At 56.8% G+C, this 21233-nt stretch carries 22 protein-coding genes; 15 read left to right on the top strand and 7 right to left on the bottom strand.

The window, feature by feature from the left end:
* The first annotated feature begins 126 nt into the window (after window positions 1-126).
* Window positions 127-597 (top strand): 23S rRNA (pseudouridine(1915)-N(3))-methyltransferase RlmH, encoded by a 471-nt coding sequence (locus HUV30_RS08715; protein ID WP_174405055.1) that lies wholly within the window; start codon window positions 127-129, stop codon window positions 595-597.
* A 176-nt stretch (window positions 598-773) separates the two neighbouring features.
* Here the strand turns inward: HUV30_RS08715 and HUV30_RS08710 are convergent, their stop codons facing one another.
* Entirely contained in the window at window positions 774-2909 is a 2136-nt protein-coding gene (locus HUV30_RS08710; RefSeq protein WP_174405054.1) for an STT3 domain-containing protein, read from the bottom strand.
* A 221-nt stretch (window positions 2910-3130) separates the two neighbouring features.
* Between HUV30_RS08710 and HUV30_RS08705 the strand changes: the two genes are divergently transcribed.
* Window positions 3131-3352 carry a hypothetical protein gene (locus tag HUV30_RS08705; RefSeq protein WP_174405053.1) on the top strand — a complete coding sequence of 74 codons (222 nt, stop codon included), beginning with the start codon at window positions 3131-3133 and terminating at the stop codon, window positions 3350-3352.
* Here HUV30_RS08705 and HUV30_RS08700 read toward each other — a convergent pair.
* Complete coding sequence (locus tag HUV30_RS08700; RefSeq protein ID WP_174405052.1) at window positions 3313-4005, bottom strand: 16S rRNA (guanine(527)-N(7))-methyltransferase RsmG; 693 nt, start codon at window positions 4003-4005, stop codon at window positions 3313-3315. The genes HUV30_RS08705 and HUV30_RS08700 overlap by 40 nt on opposite strands.
* A gap of 341 nt (window positions 4006-4346) precedes the next feature.
* Here HUV30_RS08700 and HUV30_RS08695 point away from each other — a divergent pair, with 341 nt between their 5' ends.
* From HUV30_RS08695 to HUV30_RS08660, 8 genes are all read left to right on the top strand, one after another.
* Complete coding sequence (locus HUV30_RS08695) at window positions 4347-5300, top strand: ACP S-malonyltransferase (protein WP_174405051.1); 954 nt, start codon at window positions 4347-4349, stop codon at window positions 5298-5300.
* A 309-nt stretch (window positions 5301-5609) separates the two neighbouring features.
* Window positions 5610-7265 carry an arginine--tRNA ligase gene (argS, locus tag HUV30_RS08690; protein WP_174405050.1) on the top strand — a complete coding sequence of 552 codons (1656 nt, stop codon included), beginning with the start codon at window positions 5610-5612 and terminating at the stop codon, window positions 7263-7265.
* On the top strand, window positions 7266-7997 hold the full coding sequence (locus tag HUV30_RS08685) for an SPOR domain-containing protein (RefSeq protein WP_174405049.1): 732 nt from the start codon (window positions 7266-7268) through the stop codon (window positions 7995-7997).
* 132 nt (window positions 7998-8129) lie between these two features.
* Window positions 8130-8933, top strand: coding sequence for an MlaE family ABC transporter permease (locus HUV30_RS08680; protein WP_243452124.1), 804 nt, complete (start codon window positions 8130-8132; stop codon window positions 8931-8933).
* A 19-nt stretch (window positions 8934-8952) separates the two neighbouring features.
* The gene (locus HUV30_RS08675) at window positions 8953-9771 is read left to right on the top strand and encodes an ABC transporter ATP-binding protein (RefSeq protein ID WP_174405047.1); all 819 of its coding nucleotides are present in this window, start codon (window positions 8953-8955) and stop codon (window positions 9769-9771) included.
* 32 nt (window positions 9772-9803) lie between these two features.
* Window positions 9804-10253 (top strand): outer membrane lipid asymmetry maintenance protein MlaD, encoded by a 450-nt coding sequence (gene mlaD / locus HUV30_RS08670; protein ID WP_174405046.1) that lies wholly within the window; start codon window positions 9804-9806, stop codon window positions 10251-10253.
* Window positions 10253-10909, top strand: a complete 657-nt coding sequence (locus HUV30_RS08665) for an MlaC/ttg2D family ABC transporter substrate-binding protein (RefSeq protein ID WP_243452123.1) — start codon at window positions 10253-10255, stop codon at window positions 10907-10909. The genes mlaD and HUV30_RS08665 overlap by 1 nt, the downstream gene beginning before the upstream one ends.
* A gap of 17 nt (window positions 10910-10926) precedes the next feature.
* Entirely contained in the window at window positions 10927-11763 is an 837-nt protein-coding gene (locus HUV30_RS08660) for an MlaA family lipoprotein (protein WP_174405045.1), read from the top strand.
* Window positions 11764-11847: 84 nt separating this feature from the next.
* Here HUV30_RS08660 and HUV30_RS08655 read toward each other — a convergent pair whose 3' ends face one another.
* Window positions 11848-12165 carry a cupin domain-containing protein gene (locus HUV30_RS08655; protein ID WP_174405044.1) on the bottom strand — a complete coding sequence of 106 codons (318 nt, stop codon included), beginning with the start codon at window positions 12163-12165 and terminating at the stop codon, window positions 11848-11850.
* A gap of 235 nt (window positions 12166-12400) precedes the next feature.
* Between HUV30_RS08655 and HUV30_RS08650 the strand changes: the two genes are divergently transcribed.
* From HUV30_RS08650 to HUV30_RS08630, 5 genes are all read left to right on the top strand, one after another.
* Complete coding sequence (locus HUV30_RS08650) at window positions 12401-12685, top strand: LysO family transporter (RefSeq protein WP_174405043.1); 285 nt, start codon at window positions 12401-12403, stop codon at window positions 12683-12685.
* Window positions 12675-13274, top strand: a complete 600-nt coding sequence (locus HUV30_RS08645; RefSeq protein WP_174405042.1) for a LysO family transporter — start codon at window positions 12675-12677, stop codon at window positions 13272-13274. Before HUV30_RS08650 ends, HUV30_RS08645 begins: the two co-directional genes overlap by 11 nt.
* Before the next feature lie 169 nt (window positions 13275-13443).
* Window positions 13444-14184 carry a basic amino acid ABC transporter substrate-binding protein gene (locus HUV30_RS08640; RefSeq protein WP_174405041.1) on the top strand — a complete coding sequence of 247 codons (741 nt, stop codon included), beginning with the start codon at window positions 13444-13446 and terminating at the stop codon, window positions 14182-14184.
* 88 nt (window positions 14185-14272) lie between these two features.
* Entirely contained in the window at window positions 14273-15064 is a 792-nt protein-coding gene (locus tag HUV30_RS08635; RefSeq protein WP_174405040.1) for an amino acid ABC transporter permease, read from the top strand.
* Window positions 15051-15794, top strand: coding sequence for an amino acid ABC transporter ATP-binding protein (locus HUV30_RS08630; RefSeq protein WP_174405039.1), 744 nt, complete (start codon window positions 15051-15053; stop codon window positions 15792-15794). Before HUV30_RS08635 ends, HUV30_RS08630 begins: the two co-directional genes overlap by 14 nt.
* A 204-nt stretch (window positions 15795-15998) precedes the next feature.
* On the opposite strand, the gene HUV30_RS08625 is transcribed toward HUV30_RS08630, so the two are convergent.
* From HUV30_RS08625 to HUV30_RS08610, 4 genes are all read right to left on the bottom strand, one after another.
* A complete protein-coding gene (locus HUV30_RS08625; RefSeq protein WP_174405038.1) occupies window positions 15999-16721 on the bottom strand; it encodes a sulfite exporter TauE/SafE family protein in 723 nt (240 codons plus the stop codon).
* A gap of 109 nt (window positions 16722-16830) precedes the next feature.
* On the bottom strand, window positions 16831-19494 hold the full coding sequence (glnD, locus tag HUV30_RS08620; RefSeq protein WP_174405037.1) for a [protein-PII] uridylyltransferase: 2664 nt from the start codon (window positions 19492-19494) through the stop codon (window positions 16831-16833).
* Between the two features lie 69 nt (window positions 19495-19563).
* Window positions 19564-19902, bottom strand: coding sequence for a P-II family nitrogen regulator (locus HUV30_RS08615; protein WP_174405036.1), 339 nt, complete (start codon window positions 19900-19902; stop codon window positions 19564-19566).
* Window positions 19903-20009: 107 nt separating this feature from the next.
* Window positions 20010-21215, bottom strand: a complete 1206-nt coding sequence (locus tag HUV30_RS08610; protein ID WP_174405035.1) for an ammonium transporter — start codon at window positions 21213-21215, stop codon at window positions 20010-20012.
* Between the last annotated feature and the right edge of the window lie 18 nt (window positions 21216-21233).

The raw sequence follows: 21233 nt of genomic DNA, 5'->3' as shown, positions 1-21233 counted from the left end.
GCATCCCACATCGGTTATTGAGCCATCGCCGCACACAGGGTACCATTCCGAAGGAAGCAACCTCCGGCGCAGCGGGCGCAGGCCGTTCCTTCCGCGAAGCACCCACATACCACGCATCCGGACGCCATGAAACACATCAAGCTGATCGTTGTCGGAAAAATCAAGGAGCCCTTCTGGGCTGATGCCGCCGAGCACTACCGCAAACGGCTCGGACACTCGATAAAGATACAGGAGTGTATCGTCAAGGACGGCAATGCAAAACTGCCCAACGCGGAACGCAATGCCGAGGAAGGCGAGCGCATTCTTGCCGCTCTCGGCCCTGCCGACATACCCATCTGCATGGACGAGCACGGCAAGACATACACCTCGGTCAAGTTTGCCCATTTCATGGAAGACATCTCAATGGACGGCAACCGCATTCCCTGCTTCATCATCGGCGGAGCTTTTGGTCTTGCGCCTGCCGTACTGGCGGCCTGTAGGCACAAGATAAGTCTTTCCCCCATGACCTTCACGCATGAAATGGCGCGGGTTCTGCTGATGGAACAGCTCTACAGGGCCGATGCCATTCTCAGAGGCAGCCCCTACCATCACGAATAATTCTGAACGGATAGAACGCACGAGACTGAAAACAGGCCACACGTGCGGAACGGGCAGCAAGGCTGGTTCGCGAGCCTGACAGGCACACAGCCAAACACGCTGGCAGACAATTTGGCAGGCAAGCTGGCAGACTGCTTCACCGGGAGCAGAACCGGTTCCGCCCAAAGCGGATTCCGTCAAAGCACCTCAAAAATACGGGTATGCCCGTTGCCGTAGACCAGCCTGAAATACGGAGCAAGGGCGGGGTCATCCGACTTTCGCAGAAGCATCTGCACCATCATGGTTTTATACATGGCGGAGTCCATGATGAACTGCGATCCCGACAGCATGTCGATGACGAGATGGATGCCGCTCTGCCGCATGTAGTCGTGATGCTCCACCCCTTCGGCGGCGATCATATCCACACTGTCCACCGCAACAGGCGTGAGCTCTCCGGCCTTCACTTCCGCAAAATAGCCCTGATTGAGATCAACCCTGATATTCCCCAGCCTGCTCACGTTGTATCCCTGCATGGAATTTCTTCTGAAATTCCATGTGCCGAAACGAGTGATCCACGCGCCCAGCTTCAATGAATCCACGGTCACTACAAGATATTGCTTACGCGGCAGCGAAAGCCCCAGATCCCTGTCCTTCAGCTCGGCGAGAATGATCTCGACCTCCTGCGCGCTTTTGCCCTTCCACGCATAATAGAGGTTTTCATCATTATTCATGATGTACTTGATGAGCTGATTGGCAAAACGGGGGGAATCTGTCGTGTAGATGGCGGCCGTAGGATACAGCCTGTCCGAGTTATGCCGCGCGCCGTCGGAATATGTCCATTTGCGCGTGAAAAACTGCGTGGCATAGCCCCAGTCCCACCATGTCCAGATGGCCGCATCGGCCGGTGTTTCGCCCTTTACGGCCTTCAGGGCCTTCACATGCGGCGCGGAGATAAACGGGACATAGGGCAGCGCGGAAATCTGAGCCCAGATGGGTACGGCGAGCAGCAGCGACAAGACGCAGCTGATGGCCAGCCGTGCCGCCCCTGAATTCAAACGGGCAGAACGGCAGTGCAGCAGCAGGTAATGAATGGGCATGGCAATGCCCAGCCCCACGGCCGGTGCCGCAAACATGATCATGCGTCCGCCCAGCTTCACGCTCAGCAGACCAAGCACCAGCAGCGGCAGCAGCATGGTGGCCGAAGGTGCAAACCACAGGGTTGCCAGAAAGCCGAGCAGGCCGAGCACAACCACACCGGTAACGGGATACAGATAGCCGAAGAGATCGCTCAGCGACATGTTCTGCGCCTCGATAACGCTCTGCACCACGGCGGGGAAGGCCACCTTGAGGCCATAGCGCGCGGCATCTCCGTCGCTGGCAACGGGCTTGAGGTACAGATTGATGCGGATGAGCACGGACTGGAAGAAAGAGGCATCCAGCCCTGCCAGCGCAATGACCAGCACCAGCACGACAGGAGCAAAGCGATGTTCAAGCGGCCTTGCGGGAATGTGTGACGGGAACGCATGCACCCCGAACAGAAGAAGCGCGAGAATGCTCCCTATCCACCCGCCGCCCATGGGCAGCGCATAAAGCGCCAGCCCCGCAAGCAGCGGCACGCGGCCACCGCGTCTGCCGAGCAGCAGCACCAGTGCCAGAGCCACCAGCGGGAATATCTTGGAGAGATACAGGAAAAAGACATGCCATTCCTGCATCCACCAGCCGATCATGCCGGAAAGAAGCAAAAGCCCCATGAGCATACGTGAAACAGGCTTGCCCGCATCGGGTACGCTGCTGCCCTGATCTTTTTTGCGGGCCTTCCACATGTCCATCGGAGTGTGAATCCTGCCTTGCAGCAAGGCTGCCGGAGCCAGCGTAAGCAGCAGCGGCATGAGCAGCATGACAAGGTCGGTGTCGTAAAAGCCGAACACCGTGCGGTACAGAAAACCGGGACAGAGTGCCGCGACCACACCGGCGATCAACCCCATTTCCGCACTGCCCAGCAGGGCAGCCCAGCACACCACCACGGCGGCTACAAGGCTCGCCAGAATGGGGGGCGCCCAAAAGGCGACTGTCTCGTAGGAAATGCCCGTGAACTCGACAAATACCCTTGTCAGCACAGACATGGGATGCGAGCCGAAAGTCTGCGGATCAATGGCCCGTATGAGCCAGTTGTAGGCATCGTGCGTGCCGAGCAGGTATTCGCCGTCCACCATGGTAATGGCATCCGGCAGCGGGTTAGGTTGCATCAGCCGCACACCAAGGGCGATGCCGTACGCCGCAATGGCGTACAGAAGAATTCTCTTCCAGTTGCAAAGAGATGTTCCGTTTTGCATGCATCGCTCCTGAGGACAGACTGGCGGTTGAGGGCGCGCTCCGTTTTCCGGCCGCAGGCAGTCATACACTGCGGCACCGGCCCGGAGTATCATTCCGATTCAAAAGGATATAGCGGCCGCCCCGCCATTTGTAAAATGCTTCACGGACGGATTTTTTTCAGATAAGCAGTTGCCCGTAACAGGGATACGTCCCCATTCACACCCAACTGCAAGGAGCCGACATGGCAGCGCTCAATCTGAAATATCTGCAGGAACTCGGAGAATACATGTCTTCCGGCAACATGCTTGAAGACTTTGAATATTCCCCCGAAGAACGCCGCTTCGAAATGCTCGAATTTCTCGAAACGCTCATGGATATCGCCGAGATTGCGGACGAAACCGCAACCAAGATGATCTTCAAGAATCAGTTGGAAGCCATGATCGGAGCCAGCGACCAGAAGTAGCGGGTATCGGCTCCCACGGCATAGTCGTGGCGGGCCTCGAGCCGCCAGCCTTCCGGCAGGGATGCGGGAACATCCTCAATGGCCAGAATGACCACCCGTCCGGTACGGGCGATGTTGCCGCCTGCAAATTCCAGCAGCTTTTCCCATGGCATGAAGGCCCTGCTGAGCAGAATGTCCGCAGGTTCATGGGTCGCCATGAAGTCTTCTGCCCGCCCGCGGAACACCTGCGTGTTTGCTATCTTGAGGCGGGCAACGGTCTGCTGCATGAACAGCGCACGCTTTTCGCGCACTTCCACAAGATGGTAGGTTCCCCTGTTCCACACCACGCGCAGGGGGATGCCCGGCAGACCGGCTCCGGCCCCGAAATCCCAGCAGACAGGCGCGTCAGGCAACGAAAGAGTGTCCAGAAAGCGGGCAAGGTGCAGGCTGTCCATGATGAGGGTGCGCAGGGCCTCTTCCCATGAATAGGGGCCGATAAGATTCATCACCTTGTTCCACTTCATGACCAGCGACAGATATTCCGTCAGCTGTTCCACCTGCGCGGCATCGGGAGAAAAACCACACTCCTGCACAATGCCTTCCACAGCCGCAACGCTCAGGGCCCCTGCCCTGCCTGCAACCTTTCTCTCTGCCCCTGCACTTCTGCTTTTCACAAAATATCCTTGTATCCGGCACTGCGACCGGTAGATCCCGGTAAATGCCGATAGATGAATGATCAATACCCAATGACCGGCAGTAGTTGTCCGGCAGCAATTGTAATGACATTTCCGTTTCGTAACGGCCGTTCCGTAACAGCCACGTCATGACGAGCAGCTGCCGCAATACCGGCCATGCTCTGCCATGCCTGAGCAGCGTGCTGCACCGGACACCCGGAGCACACGCCGCAACCCTGATGAATACTGAACCGGAGCGACACTTGCAAGCTGTTTACAGATACTCTATTACCACTGCACGCAAGGCTCGTTGAACAAACACTCATCACAGGAGCACATACATGCCCCTCAATCCAGCACTGTCCATCCTGTTCCCCGGTCAGGGTTCTCAGGAACCCGGCATGGGCAAGGATCTCGCCGAAGCCGATTCCGGCATCATGAATATCTGGAAGAAGGCCGAATCCATAAGCGGCATTGACCTTCGAGGCATATACTGGGACGGCGACGAAGCCGAAATGGCCAACACCCGCAACCTGCAGCCCGCGCTCACCGTGGTGAACATCGCCCTGTGGACCTGTGTGGCAGGCAAGGCAACCCCTGCATGCACCGCCGGTCACAGCCTCGGCGAATTCAGCGCACTCGCTGCTGCCGAAGCACTGAGCGTGGACGCCGTTCTTGAAACGGTTTCCCTGCGCGGACGCCTGATGGCGGAAGCCGACCCTGCGGGAACCGGCACCATGGCCGCCGTGCTCAAGATGGAACTTGCCGATGTGGAAGCCGTGGTCAGGGAATCTGCCGAAGCCGTGGGGGAAATGATCCGCGTTGCCAACTACAACACTCCCGGCCAGTTCGTGCTTTCCGGCACCAAGGCAGCCATTGCCGACGCAGCTGAACGCGTGAAAACCCGCAAGGGCCGCGCCGTGCCGCTGTCCGTTTCCGGCGCGTTCCACAGCCCGCTCATGAACGAGGCGGCGAAGGAACTTTCCGCACACATGGCCAAGCTGAACTGGAACAAGCCCAAGTTCCCCGTTTACTGCAACGTGAACGGCAAGGCTGTTGCCGATGCAGCTTCGCTCAAGGATATCATGCCCACCCAGATGACCTCTTCGGTCATGTGGATAGACACCATCCGCAACCAGTTCGATGCGGGCATGCGCACCTTTGTCGAAGTAGGCCCCAAGGGTGTTCTCGGCAAAATGCTGGGGCAGATTCTCAAGCCTGTTGCGGATTCTTCCGAATGGTCTTCCGTTTCCGTGGGCAACCTCGAAGCGGCTCAGGCGTATCTGGCGGAATAGTCTGGCTGACCTGGCTGACTGGCCTGAACTGCTACTAAAGCGACAGGTTGGGCTACTGGCTGACGGGCTGCCGCATCTGACCGGACAGCCCGACAGAATACATTGGAAACCGGAATACACCGTCCGACACGTCTTTCAGCGCATGCCAACCGGCTTTTGCAGGTTTGTCTGCGGAACTCACCCCTGAGATCTTTTCATGTGTGGCGAGTCGTGATATAAAGACAAGTTCGAACCGGGGTATGGAGCCTGTCCGTACCCCGCTTTGCATATCACCAACAATAACTTTCATATATTCAGAGAACCGAAACAATGCGCGCAAAGACTCATCTGCTCTCCGCCCTCCGCACCATCGTGGAAGGCATGGATCTGACCTGGCCCGACAAGGCCACCATCGAGCCCCCCAAGGACAAGCAGCACGGTGACATGGCTGCCAACATCGCCATGGTGCTCGCCAAGCAGGCCCATGTGAGCCCCCGTGATCTGGCCGCCCGCATTGCCGGTGCCCTGCAGCAGAATGATCCGTTCATTGAAAAGATCGACATTGCCGGCCCCGGCTTTCTGAACATCACCTTTACCGATGATTTCTGGCGCGAAACCGTCAATATCATCGAAAAGGCTGGCGACCGCTACGGCAGCGTTTCCTATGGCTGCGGCAAGCGCGCACAGGTGGAATACGTTTCCGCCAACCCCACCGGCCCCCTGCACATCGGTCACGGCCGCGGTGCCGCCGTGGGTGACAGCCTTACCCGCGTACTGCGGTTTGCAGGCTATGACGTGGAAACCGAATACTACATCAACGACGCCGGGCGTCAGATGTACATCCTCGGCTTCTCCGTGCTGTTCCGCGCCAAGCAGCTTTCCGGTCAGGATCTGCCCGACCCCGAAGATTTCTACCGCGGCGAATACATCAAGGACATTGCCGCTGTTGTGCTGAAGCTGCATCCTAACCTCATGGAACTGCCCGAGCAGGAAGCTCTTGAAATCTGCCGCGACTACGCCCTGAACGACATTCTCGACGGCATCAAGAAGGACCTTGCGGACTTCAATGTGGAGCATCAGATGTGGTTCTCCGAAAAGTCCCTGCTGGCAGAAGGTGCCGTGGACAAGACCTTTGACCGCCTGCGTGCGGCCGGCCTTGCCTTTGAGCAGGACGGCGCACTGTGGTTCCGCACCACCGACTTTGGCGACGACAAGGACCGCGTGCTGAAAAAGTCCGACGGCCTGCTCACCTATTTCGCATCCGACATCGCCTACCACGACAACAAATACGACCGCGGTTTCGACCTGTGCGTCGACATCTGGGGTGCAGACCACCACGGCTATGTGCCGCGCATGCGCGCCGCCGTGGAAGCGCTCGGCAAGCCCAAGGAAAGCTTTGACGTCATCCTCGTGCAGCTCGTGAACCTGCTGCGCGGCGGTGAACAGGTTGCCATGTCCACCCGTGCGGGTACCTTTGACACGCTGGAAGAAGTGGTCAGGGAAGTGGGCCGCGACGCCGCCCGCTTCATGTTCCTTTCCCGCAAGAGCGACAGCCATCTGGATTTCGACCTTGATCTGGTCAAGCAGCAGTCCATGGATAACCCCGTGTACTACGTGCAGTACGCCCATGCCCGCATTGCCTCGGTCATCCGCAAGGCGGAAGAGCGCGGCATGACCGTGCCCGCCAAGGCAACTCCCGCACTGCTCGCAGCGCTCGGCAATGCCGATGAACTGGACATGCTGCGCCTTCTCGAACAGTTCGAGGATGTGGTGGAAGCGGCTGCCCGCCAGCTTGCCCCCCACCACGTCAGCTTCTACATGCAGGACGTGGCCAGCGCGCTGCACCGCTTCTACGCCAACAATCCCGTGCTGAACGCCGGTGACGAATCTGTTGTGGCCGCACGTCTGCTGCTGCTCAAGAGCGTTGCCTGTGTCATCCGCAACGGCCTGAACCTGCTCGGCGTAAGCGCCCCCGAATCAATGTAGTTGAAGACCATACTCATGGGCATAAGCTTTTCCAAAGAAAAAGAAGCCGGGGCAACCGGCAAACGCAAAATCACCATAACCGCCAGTCCCGCTGCCTGTACGGGGCTGGCGGTTGTAAGTCTGCTCTGTTTCGTCTGGGTATTCGTGTTCGGCCTTATTGTGGGGCGCGGCTACCAGCCTGAAGAGGCGGTTCCGGAGCTCAAGCAGTTCATGCCTGCCCCCAGACTGAACGCCTCCGGCCAGCCCAATGTCGCAGGCCTGCAGGAAACACCGGTGGCACAACAGGTTATCAAGCCTGAAGAACTGGCATTTTTCGATCAGCTGAAAAAGGACCCGGCACCCGCAGCGCGGACCGTAAAACAGTCCCCTGCTCCGTCCAGACCGGCTGCTCCGGTTGTGAAAGCAACGCCCAAACCGGTTGTGGAACCGGCCAAACCGGCAGTGCAGACCGTGGCTACAGAAACAGCTGCGGACACCGGAAAGGGCGAAGTATATAACTATGTCTATCAGGTAGCGGCATCACAGGACCTTGATGCCGCCGTGCGCCTGAAAGCGCGGATTGAAGCTTCCGGCCTCAAGTCCAGAATCGAGAGTGCCAAATCAAACGGAGCCACATGGCACCGAGTGCAGGTTCTCTTCCGCGGAACGCCTGAAGACACCCGCGACCTGAAGAGCACCCTGCAAACCATGGGAATAAGCAAGCCCATGCTCAAGGAAAAGACGCTGCAGTAGATTCAGCCGATATGTAAAAACACGTTAATACTGCAACATTTCGTTGACTTTTTTAAACAAAACCATACAAACTGTTACGCAACCCTCCTGTCAGTAATCAGTAACAGACGCGGTTGCATGCAAGATAGCACAATGAACACATCATCACCCTCTCCCTCTCCTTTAGCGGCTCTCGGAATCCGCACGCTTTCCATCGTGGGAGAGATGGGGGCCATGTTCATTTTCCTCATCAACGGCTTTCTGCACATTTTTTCCTCACCGAAACAGCTGCGCAAAATAGTGAACCAGATGTATTTCATCGGTTCAAAATCATTGCTGGTCATTTCGCTCATCGGCATCTTCACAGGCATGGTGCTCGGATTGCAGGGGTACTATACTCTCGTCAAGTTCGGGTCTGAGGGTCTGCTGGGTGCTGCCGTTGCGCTTTCGCTCATCCGTGAACTGGGTCCGGTACTCACCGCGATCATGATCACGGGCCGTGCCGGATCTTCCATGGCTGCGGAAATCGGCGTCATGCGCATATCGGACCAGATCGACGCGCTGGAAGTTATGGACATCAACCCCATCAGTTACCTTGTCAGCCCGCGCATAGCCGCTTCGATCATCTGTTTTCCCCTGCTGACCGCCCTGTTCGACGTCATAGGTATCATCGGCGGCTACCTCACTGGTGTGGTCATGCTCGGCATAAACTCCGGCATCTATTTCTACCGCATTGAGTCCAGCGTCGATATTTCGGATATAAACGAGGGCTTCACCAAGGCGCTGCTTTTCGGCATCATCGTGGCAACGGTCAGCTGTTTTCAGGGATATTACACGCATCTGCGCAAGGATGGAGTCGGTCCGGAGGGTGTTTCAAACTCCACAACTTCGGCCGTGGTCATGTCATGCGTGCTCATCCTGATCACGGATTACGTCATAACCTCCTTCCTGCTCTAACCACACAGGCTGCCACGAAATGCAAGACAACGGGTGGGACATACGGCTGGAGAACCTCCGCCTCGGATACGACGACACCGTCGTGCTCGAGGATATTTCGGTGACTCTTCCGGCAGGCAAAATTTCCGTAATTCTCGGAGGGTCCGGGGACGGCAAGTCCACGCTGTTGCGGCACATTCTCGGCCTGAAGCGCCCCATGGGTGGCAAAATTTTTCTCGGACCGCACGACCTTTTCAAACTTTCGTCCAAGGAATTCAGGAAAGTACGCCGCCGGATGGGCGTGCTTTTTCAGGACGGCGCACTGCTCGGCTCGCTGACGCTGGGTGAAAACATTGCCCTGCCGCTTACGGAGCATACCCGTCTCGACAAGGCGACCATACAAAAGATTGTGCACCACAAACTGGAACTGGTGGGCCTGGCTCAGTTCGCAGAGTATTATCCGAACCAGCTTTCGGGCGGCATGCGCAAACGGGCCGGCCTTGCAAGGGCCATTGTCACAGACCCGCCCATTCTGTTATGCGATGAGCCGACATCGGGACTTGATCCCATTAATTCGGCACAGATGGACCGGCTGCTTCTGGACATGAAGAAGCACTTTCCGGAAATGTCCATCATTGTTGTCAGCCATGATCTTGCCAGCCTGTACACCATTGCGGATTACGCTCTTGTGCTGCACGACGGAAAGGCTGTCTATTCCGGCGGAATCGAGCAACTGAAGGGCACCGATGATCCGTACCTGAGGCAATTCCTCGACCGTTCGGCAGGCGACATGAAGACGCCGGACCTCAAGCTCGGCGAAGAGGCCCGTGCCGCTTTGCAGGCATGGCTTAACAAATAGATGCTAACGTCAACTTTACCCCGGAACCGTGTATGAAAAAATATGCTAAGGAAACATCAGTCGGAGTGTTTGTTCTCATCTGCCTGCTGTGCGTCGGCTATCTCACCATCAAGCTCGGCAAGATGGAAGTGATGGGAGCCGACACCTACACGGTGACCGCACGTTTCGCCTCCATCACCGGCCTGCGCGTCGGGGCGGATGTCGAGATTGCGGGCGTTCCTGTCGGCAAGGTGGCCTCCATTACGCTGGACCAGCAGGACAGCCTTGCCAGCGTGGCACTTGCCATCCGCAAAGACGTGGAACTCACGGACGATGTCATTGCCTCTGTCAAAACCAGCGGCCTTATCGGTGACAAGTACATAAAACTGGCTCCCGGCGGTTCCACAACCACCCTTGGGCAGGGTGACGAGATTACGGAAACGGAATCCGCCGTGGATATAGAAGAATTAATCAGCAAATATGTTTTCGGGGGAGTTAAGTAATGTGTTTTCTCAACCATCCGCTGCGCGCTGCATTGGGACTTTTTGTCCTGTGCGCAATGCTGTTTGCAGTGGCTCCGGCAGCTCACGCTGCAGCTGAAACCGACGCGCAGAGCACACTCAAGCACGCGCTGGACGAGGTTTTTGCTACTCTGAACGATCCCCGGTACTCTGAAGGAGCCAACCGGGAAGAAATGCTTTCGAAGATCGAGAACACCGTAGCGGTTATTTTCGATTACGACGAATTTGCGGCCCGTACTGTGGGCAAGAAGTGGCGCTCGTTCACTCCTGATCAGCAGACCCGCTTCTCCAAGGCCTTTGCAGACCTGCTCCGCGCCACCTATCTTGAACGGATAAAAGGCTACACCGGCAACGGCACAACCTACACCGGCCAGCGGTCCAGCACCAAGGGCGACAAGGTCGAAGTACAGACGCTTCTGGACTTTGAAGGAAAAACTGTTCCTGTAGACTATCGCATGTTGCAGAAAGACCATTGGGTCATCTATGATGTCATTATTGAAGGTGTCAGTCTTGTAAAGAACTACCGTACGCAGTTCCAGGAACTGATGACCGATGGCAACAAAGATGCCGAGGCACTGATCGAGCGGGTGCAGAGCCGCGCGGAAGAAGTGCGCAAGCAGAACGGTAAAACCGAATAGCAACGTAAGGCACTCTCATGAAATTATTCGCCAAGCTACTCATCGCAGCAGGGTTTATCGCCCTGACAGCCCACCCCGCCTTTGCAGACCGCAACGCAGCGCTGGCCTATTCGGCACCGGAATATCCTGCGGACATGTATGTCGTTGCCTCTTCCGCTCAGAAGCAGGAGCCGGTGTATTCCCGAAACACAGGGCTTAAAACCTTTGATGATGACGCAGAATATTCCTTCGACAACAACTACGAAGTAAACGACCCGTTTGAAGGATGGAACCGCTTCTGGTTCGGCTTCAACGACGTTCTCTACGTTGACGTCCTCAAGCCGCTCCACAAAGGCTACTCCGCAGTTACCCCCTGGGAACTCAGAGCCGGCGTGAGCAACTTTTTTCATAACCTGCTCTATCCCGTCCGCTTCGTCAGCTGCATGCTGCAGGGCAAATTTGCTGAAGCCAGTGTGGAAAGTGCACGGTTCGTGGTGAACACCACCGCCGGATTCGGCGGTCTCATGAATCCTGCCAAGGAAAACAAACCGCTCATCAAGATCAGTGATGACGAAGAAGACATGGGCCAGACTCTGGGCGTATGGGGATTCGGCGAAGGCTTCTACCTCGTATGGCCTTTCCTCGGTCCTTCCTCGCTCCGCGACACCGCAGGTCTGACGGGAGACTACTTCCTCAATCCGGTTTCCTATGTCACCCCGTGGACGGCTTCGACCGGCCTCAAGTCCTATAACGAATTCAACTCCTTCGATCGGCAGCTTGCCGATTACGAGGAGCTCAAAAAGGCTGCCGTGGAGCCCTATACGGCCATCCGGAATGCCTATGTGCAATCGCGCAGGTCACGAGTAGCAAGATAAATAAAAGGGCACCGCAAGGTGCCCTTTCTTTTTGTATCATGTAGTAGCGGTCCCGTTTTGCAGACCGGCCCAGCTTTCTTCCGGCTAGATGGGAGGAGCAATGGTCACCAGCACGCTCATGTCCGTAATGGCGCGGATGCCGTGCGGCTCCCGGATTTCGGAAATGAGCACATCCCCTTCTTCCGCAGGCAGGGTTGCACCGTCTGCCGCAAGAAACTCTCCTCGCCCGGACAAAACCAGGATGGAAAGCTCGCCGTCCAGATCATGGCTGTGAATGGGCAGGGACTGGCCTGCCATAAAATTGAAGTTCAGAATCTTGAAGTTTTCGGATTCGTGCACCAGATACTTGTGAAATCCGGTCTGCCTGTAATCGCGTACTTCAGTAAGGCTTGTACGTTGCATGGCATATCTCCCGGGCGCGCGGCCCTGTTTGATGTTCTTTTCTTCGCTGCCTGCTTCTTTTGTAAAACCTCATTCGGTCCGGCAGTGTGACCAGCGTCACATCTTCCGATATTTATTTCTACAATCGCATATTCGGGCACAATTGACACCCCCCTTGCCTCCGGTATACCCCCTCATAACCGGAACATACTCTTCCATTTCACCTGTTACCGCACTCACAGCTCTGGAGAACATCGTGTTTATCGAAGTCGGCTGCATTCTTGCGGGCATTCCCGTCGGCTATGCCCTCCGCCATCAGGAGAAGGTGGTTCACTCCGTAGACAAGCTTACCATGTGGGCCATCTACGGGCTCCTGTTCCTGCTCGGCGTATCGCTTGGATCCAACGAAAACCTTGTGGCCCAGCTGGGCACCATAGGCGTGCGCGCCATGGTCATAAGCCTGTCGTGCCTCATTGGCAGCGCCGCTGCGACATGGGCGCTGGAACGGTATATTCTGCGGGGGAGGCTCGATGAAAGGTAGTCTGATAATTCTCGGATTCTTCGTGGCGGGCTGCCTGATGGGCCGGTTGAACATTCTGCCGGAGTGGGTAGCAGACGATGCGCTTGCGACGTATTCGCTCTACACCCTGCTCTTTCTCGTGGGCATGTCCATTGGGTTTGACACCCGTTGCTGGCGTGTGCTGCGCGAAATGCACCTCAAGGTGCTGCTCGTTCCCGTATTCATCATCATCGGCACCTTTTGCGGTGCCGCAGCAGCCAGCCTGCTGCTCGGTGATATGCCGCTGCTGCACGCGCTCGGCGTAGGTGCCGGATTCGGCTACTACTCCCTTTCCAGTATCATGATCACGAAAATGGTGGACCCGGTTCTCGGTTCCGTCGCGCTGATGAGCAATATCATCCGCGAACTGACCACCCTGCTCACCGCCCCGCTGCTTACGCGTGTCTTCGGCAAGCTCGGACCTGTTGCAGGCGGCGGTGCCACAGCCATGGACACCACTTTGCCCATAATTGTAAGATGCTCGGGAGAACGCTACGGGATTGTCGCGGTATTCAGCGGCATGTTCCTTACAGTCGCAGTGCCTTTGCTGGTAACCTTCATATTCAGTTAGGCATTTCAGACCGCCGTAGTACCTGATACGACCACCACTAAGCACATTTTTGTAATTTTCTGTGCTTTTTTCTGCGGATTCCGCTGATTCGCATTGACATTTTGGCAGATCACGTACAACAAAACAGAAGGCTTTTTTACAAATATCAAGTAGTTCAGGAGATACGAGGATGCTGAAAAAAACCTTGCTTACGTTGCTGGCCGTTCTCATGACTGCCAATGTGGCCCTTGCCGGAAAGACCATTGTCATCGCCCATGACGCCACCTGGCCCCCCATGGAATTCGTTAACAAGGACAAGCAGATCGTCGGTTACTCCGTCGATTACACCGACGCCATCGCCAAGGAACTCGGTCTTACCGTCGAGCACAAGAACGTTGCATGGGACGGCATTTTCGCCGGTCTTGCCAACAGCAAGTACGACATGATCGCTTCTTCCGTTTCCATCACTGAAGAACGCAAGGCCAAGTACGACTTCTCCGAACCTTATTTTGAAGTAAAACAGGCTGTTATCCTGCCTGTTACCAGCGAAGCCAAAACTCTTGCCGATCTCAAGGGCAAGACCATCGGCGGCCAGATCGGCACCACCGGCATCTTTGTTGCCAAGAAGGACGGCGGCGTTTCCCCCAAGGAATTTGACGAAGTGGGCCACGCTGTTGAAGCTCTGTTCACCGGCCGTATCGATGCCGCCATCTGCGACGACGTAACCGCCTTTGACTACGTGCTGAACAATGAAAAGTACTCCGGCAAGCTCAAGGTCGGTTTCATTGTTGAAGCCGATCAGAAAGAATACTATGGTTTCGTGGTCAAGAAGGGCGACAAGGAAATGGTTGACCTGCTGAACAAGGGCATCAAGGCCGTTCAGGAAAAGGGCATTGAAAAGGCTCTTCGCGAAAAGTGGGTTGGCAAATAACCAGCCGTAATATAAGTTATTATCGGGACTGGTACTGTTGTACCGGTCCCTTGCTTTTGATAGACCACTCAGCATATCCGAGCATTCAATGACTGTAGAAAAAAAAGAAATACGCATTGCGGTAACGGATGGGATGCTCATTCCTTCCAGCAAGGACAAACACCTTGTTTCCGCATGGCTCATATCGCTTTTCCTTGCCATCGGCTCTATTCTGTATCTCTGCATCTCAAAGCCACAGCCCTACTACGAGATTCTCAAATTCCTGCCTGACGGCATTCTCGTCACATTTCAGGTCACTATATCCTCCATTCTCGTTACCATTCCCATCGGCCTCGTAACAGGCCTCGGCCGCCTCTCCAAGAACAGGACAATCAACCTCATCGCCTCTACCTATGTGGAAATAATCCGCGGCATTCCGCTGCTGGTTCAGTTATTCTTCCTCTACTACGCGCTCGGAAAATTCGTACAGCTCTCGGACCTTGCCTCTGCGGTCATTGCCATGAGCGTGTGCTACGGCGCATACATGGGCGAAGTCTTCCGCGCAGGCATAGACGCCATTGACAAGGGACAGACCGAAGCGGCCCGCTCTCTGGGCTTCAACTCCCGCCAGACCATGATGCTGGTGGTACTGCCGCAGGCATGGCGCACCATTCTGCCGCCCGTGGGTAACGAATTCATTGCACTGCTCAAGGACTCTTCGCTCATCTCCGTTCTGGCCGTTTCCGAGCTGTTCCGCCGCGGCCGCGAATATGCGTCGGTAACCTTCGAGTATTTCGAAGCCTACCTCATGGTTGCCCTCATCTATCTGTGTATCACCCTGCTGCTGTCCAAGGCGGTCAGCATCATGGAAGCAAAGTTGAATTACTATGACGAACACTAATTCCCCCATTATCCAGATACGGAACGTCTACAAGTTCTTCGGCCAGCTCACGGCGCTCAACGACGTAACCCTGGACATTCAGCCAGGCGAAAAAGTCGTGGTGATCGGTCCTTCCGGATCGGGAAAATCCACCATGCTGCGCTCCATCAACCGGCTGGAAACCATCGACAAGGGCAACATCATTGTCGACGGGCTGGACGTGAACGATCCCGGCAATGACATCAATGCCATCCGTCAGGAGCTGGGCATGGTATTCCAGTCGTTCAACCTGTTCCCGCACAAGACGGTTCTGCAAAACCTGACCATGGCCCCCATGCGGCTCAAGAAGGTAGCAAAAAACGAGGCCGAATCCACCGCGCTCAACCTGCTGAAAAAGGTTGGCATTTCGGAAAAGGCCAATGTCTATCCCGCCAAGCTTTCCGGTGGACAGAAGCAGCGTGTGGCCATTGCCCGCGCCCTTGCCATGCAGCCCAAGATCATGCTTTTCGACGAACCCACATCGGCGCTGGACCCTGAAATGATCGGGGAAGTTCTGGATGTTATGGTCAACCTTGCCAAAGAAGGCATGACCATGGTCGTGGTAACACATGAAATGGGCTTTGCCCGCGAAGTGGCAGATCGCATCGTGTTCATGGATCAGGGACAAATTCTGGAAGTGGGCACGCCTGACCACTTCTTCAACAGCCCCGAGCATCCGCGCCTGCAGAAATTCCTTGAACAGATTCTGTAGCCCCACATACGCCAAGCAAAAGGCCGGTTCCGCGAGGAACCGGCCTTTTTTACTGCCATTACACTGCACATATTCTGCTCTTGGCAAAGACGAAGTGACCTTTTGCGGCCAGCCTCGCCTGTCCCCTTACCGGCAACGACAGGCAGGACGTATACGGGTGCTGGCACGGCTGTGTCAGCGTGACAGAACTAGAGACTACCGCATCTAGAAAGGACGCAGCATGAGCACGCCCATACAGGCCAGCATGGTAAAGAGCAGCCTTCGGTAGGTACGCTCCCCTATTCCGCCGGAAAAGTGAATGCCAAGGCGCGTTCCGAACCACAAAGCCGGAGCCGTCAGGGCGAACATGGTCAGCACCTTGAGGCTCCACATGCCCGATGCCGCATGAGCTCCCGCCGAGACGATACATACAGCGAAAAAGAAGTACGCCAGTGCGGCCTTTATCACGTCCTTGGGCCAACCGGTCAGGGTTGCATACACAACGGTCGGCGGTCCGCCTGCGCTGAATGCGGCACCTATGGCACCACTGGCAAATCCCGCAAGGTAACCCCAGCGACGGGATATTCCCTTGGCCTTGACCCGTTCGAAAAAGAGCCCGTAGGCAGCATACAGCATCAAAAACACGCCCATGCCTGCCTTCATTATGTCGCCCGGTACGTTGTGCAGCAGGTACACACCGGCCAGAACCCCGGGGGCAGCGCCTATGAACAGGGGGCGGAGACGTTCGCGGTCCGCGTAGCGCCGGTAGCTCCAGCCCACCTGTGCATTCAGCACCACGCCGCACAGAATGGATACCGCCACAGCTTCTGACAACGGCATATAAATTGTCATCAGCGGAATGGCCACAAGAGCCGAGCCAAAGCCCGTAAGCCCCTGCACAAATCCGGCAGCCGCATAGATGGCTGCTGTCAGAATATATTCGTTCAAGTCAGTTCTCCCATATGCATTCGAAACAGAATCCGGAACCGGCGCTTATACAACGCAGTCCGGTCAGATATGTGGCACCCCGCAGGGCGTAGTATGTCTGTATGGCGGATTACTGCTGCAGGGCGTGCAGCAGTGCATTGCGGATTTCCGTGACCTGATCATCGTCCAGCAGCTTCTGCCCGTAGGTATCCCGCACGGAGAAGCTGTCATTGGTCTGCGTCCCGAGTGTGGCGATCTTGGCGAACAGGATGTCCAGCCGCATGGCTTGCAGTGTGCGGGCCACATCGTACAACAGGGCACGCCTGTCAGGAGCGGTGATCTCAATCACGGTATAGAAATCGGAAAGACCGTTGTCTATGACCACGGATACATCATTTCTGCCCCGATGGGGCTTGGGGAACTGATCGCGGGTCTGGTCTATGCGATACTCCAGCGACAGCTTACCCGTGAGGGCATATTGGATGGAACCGCGTACTTTCACCCAGAATTCGCGGGGATACAGCGGGTCCGGCGGTGCAGAGACATGAAAGACGTCCACAACCGTTCCGTCTCTCCAGACAAACGCATCAGCGGAAAAAACCTTAAGGTTATGCAGCGCCAGCACCCCGGCCACCGTGGCGAAAAGGCCATGCTGATCGCGGGCCACCACCACAAGCTCCCACACATCGCTCTGCCTGCCCTCCAGCGGACGTGGATCAAGCAGCACAATACCTCGCGCCGCCCTTTCTTCACTGAGCCTGCGCTGTGCGTCCTTGATTTCCTTGCCCAGTTCGCGCACCAGCCCCATGTGCCGGACAATGTTCTCCGGATTTACCACCAATGCATAGCGCGAAGGCAGATGCTCCAGCATGGGCTCGCCTTCCTCAAACGACACCGGAGATTCCGGCTGCATCAGCAGTTCGCCCACACGCTTGCGGGTGTCGCATATGGTACGGGCGGACAACGGGGTTGCCAGCGTGCTGTCACGCAGCATGTTGGCAACTTTGCCGTACAGTTCAGATAACAGCGATGCGGACCACTGGTTCCATGCCTTGGGACCTGTGGCACGCGAATCGGCGTAGGTAAGCAGATACAAAAGATCAAGCCGTTCCTGCGTGGCAATGGTTCCGGCACACTGGGCCACGACTGATTCGTCCGACAGGTCACGCCTGTGAGCCGTGCGGGCCAGCAACAGGTGGTGTTCCACAAGGAATGCCACTTCTTCTGCAAGGGCTTCGTCCACGCCCCACAGGGCCAGCTGGGCGCGCGCCATGGCAGCTCCCTTGACCGAGTGCGAGGTGGCATCGTTGCCGCCTTTGCCAAGGTCATGGAACAGGGCGGCAAGCATGAGCACGGTCACATCCTCAAGCTTTTCCCAGCGCGGAGTGAAAACAGGATGCTGCTCCTTGGGAAGCGATTCCAGATAGCTCAACACGAACAGGGTATGCTGTCCCACCGGATAGGTGTGAAAGCCGTCAAACTGCACACGGTCGCGCACCCTGCCGAAATCGGGCATGAACGCGGAAAGCAGCCCCACGCCGACCATCTGCTCCATGATGTCAAACGCCCTGCCGGAAGTGAGAATGCGGACCAGCGTGGGCCATACTCCTTCCAGTTCCGTCAGGCGTTCCGGCTCCTCCCGCACAAGACGGGATATGGTCTGCCGCGTTTCCCACGACAACACAGGGGTTGCACCATCCGGCCGGACAACGGCTTCATCCAGCGCCTGTAATATCAGGGCGGGATTTTCGATCAGCGCCTCGGGCGGGCAGATGTGGACCACGTTGTCCTGCACAAGCACTGCACCGGACGAGGAGGCGCACACGGCATCCGCATGTTCGGAGGCATCACCCATGATCGAACGGAATGCGGCCGCAAGCGCCTTTATATCCCCCATGCAGCGGTGCAGGTCGCCGAGGAACAGTTCCACGGCCAGCATTCCCGTGGTATCGGCATATCCCATGCGCGCAGCCAGTTCGGGCTGTATGTCCACATAGAGCTTGTCGCTCTTGCGCCTGCTGAGCGCATGCAGCCGGTTGCGTACCCGGTGCAGAAAATCCACATTGCGCTCCAGCAGCTGGCAGTCGTCTTCACTGAATCCGGCCTGCCGCATAACGCCATTCACATCGCCGGTGGCACCGCGCAAGCGGGCAAGCCACAACAGGCGGTGATAGTCACGCAGCCCGCCCACGCCTTCCTTCAGGTTGGGTTCCAGCAGAACGGCGCCGTCACCGTAGGTGGCGAGGCGTTCCGCGTGTTCGTCATCCAGCCACTGCAGGAATGCCTTTTCGCGCCGCGCAAGCACCTTGTCGCGCATGCGCTGCTGCAGTTCTTCATAAATGGAGCTGTCGCCTGCCACGAAACGGGCATCCAGAAGGGAACAGAGAACCTTGTGATCCTTGTTGGCCAGCTTCACGCAATCGGCAATGGTGCGGAAGCCGTGCCCCAGCGAATAGCCTGCATCCCAGAGGGGCAGGAAAAGAGGCTGGGCCACATCTATGGCCTGCGGAGGGATGCTTCTGCGGCAGAGGATGATGATGTCGATGTCGGAACCAAGGCACATTTCACCGCGCCCGTATCCGCCTACCGCCACAAGGGCGATCTTCTGCCTGTCCGCGCCGGTTTCCACCACGCGGGTCTGAAAATACATGTCGAGCAAACGGGTAAAGGCCCGTTCAAAGCGTACGCTTCCGGGCCTGGGAGGCTGTTCAAGCTCCAGTATAAGAGAAGCCCGTCCAGCGGCCAGGGCCTTGGTGGCATCTCCGCTGGACGGGGTAAGTATATCTTTTGTCATCAAATCCGAGTTAGGTTGTGGCAGGCAGAACAACAAAGCTGTCCGGCCCGCCCCATCATTGGTCGAAGGCTAGACGGCGTCCGACCCCATCTCGCCCGTGCGGATGCGGTAGACATCGTCCACAGGCATGATGAATATCTTTCCGTCACCGACTTTGCCTGTTCTGGCTGCCTTGCTGACGGAATCGAGCACCGGCTTCACCAGTGCATCATCCACCACAACCTCGATCTTCACCTTGGGCATGAAATCCACCTGATATTCGGCACCGCGATACACTTCCTTGTGCCCGCGCTGGCGACCGAAACCTTTCACTTCCGTGACGGTCATCCCCTTGATGTCAAGATCGGTCAGGGCCATTTTCACTTCGTCCAGCTTGAAAGGACGGATAATGATCTCAAGCTTTTTCATTGTCATATCCCTGTTCAGGTCATGCAACAGACCTGCTGCTGTCACTGGCGGACATGTGGCCCCGCCAGAGTATTCTTGTAGACCACGATTACAATCGCGTCAAAGGGTTAGCCGGTGTAAGCAGTCTCGTTATGTTCGCTCACGTCAAGACCGGCCTGCTCGGCTTCTGCATCAACACGCAGTCCCATGACCAGATCAATGGCCTTGAACAGAATATAACTGACCACATAACAGAACAACCACGTGGCAACCACGGACACAAGCTGCGTCCAGAGCTGGACGGGAGCGCCATGCAGCAGGCCGTTGACCCCGCCGTATGCCTCGGATGCCCAAATGCCGGTGGCAAGTGCACCCCAGCTGCCGCCGATGCCGTGAATGCCCACAACATCAAGCGCATCGTCATACTTGAAGATATTCTTGAGCAGAATACCGCCGAAACAGACAACGCCGCCTACAAGACCGATGACACAGGCAGCCATGGGGCTGACAAAACCAGCGGCGGGCGTGATGGCCACAAGACCGGCAACCGCGCCGGATGCGGCACCCAGCGTGGTGGGCTTGCCGCTATGGAGCCATTCCACGATGACCCAGCTCACGGCTGCGGAAGCAGCTGCGATGTGCGTGGTGACAAAAGCCATGACAGCGGTACCGTTTGCGGCAAGGGCGGAACCGGCGTTAAAGCCGAACCAGCCGAACCACAAAATGCCTGCACCGAGTACGGTCATGGGCAGGTTATGCGGCACAAAGGCCATCTTGCCGTATCCGCGGCGACGGCCAAGCACATGCGTTGCGGCAAGTGCCGCAGCAGCGGAGCTCATATGCACCACTGCACCGCCGGCAAAGTCCAGCGCGCCCATCTGGGCCATCCAGCCGCCGCCCCATACCCAGTGGCACATGGGGGCATATACGCAGAGAATCCACAGTACGCTGAAAGCAACCATGGCGCTGAACTTTATGCGCTCCGCAAAGGCACCGGAAATAAGCGCAGGCGTGATAACCGCAAACATGCACTGAAAGATCATGAACAGTGCGTGAGGAATGGTCGCGGCCGGTCCCGGCTCCACCCCCACTCCCTCAAGGAACATGAATTCCAGACCGCCGATGAGGCCGCCATGGTCGGAACCGAAGGAAAGGGAATACCCCGCCACCACCCAAACGAGTGTGGCAACCCCCAGCAGCATGAAGCTGTGCATTATGGTGGAAAGAACGTTCTTGGAGCGGACAAGGCCGCCGTAGAATAACGCCAGACCTGGCGTCATGAACATTACCAGTGCTGCGCACACGAGAATAAAGGCGGTATCCGCCGCATTCATATTGTAGCCTCCTCGCTC

The sequence above is a fragment of the Desulfovibrio subterraneus genome (genome assembly GCF_013340285.1).
GTDB lineage: Bacteria > Desulfobacterota > Desulfovibrionia > Desulfovibrionales > Desulfovibrionaceae > Halodesulfovibrio > Halodesulfovibrio subterraneus.
Note: the sequence above shows the minus strand (reverse complement) of the source record. Positions and strands in the feature narration are given on the sequence as shown.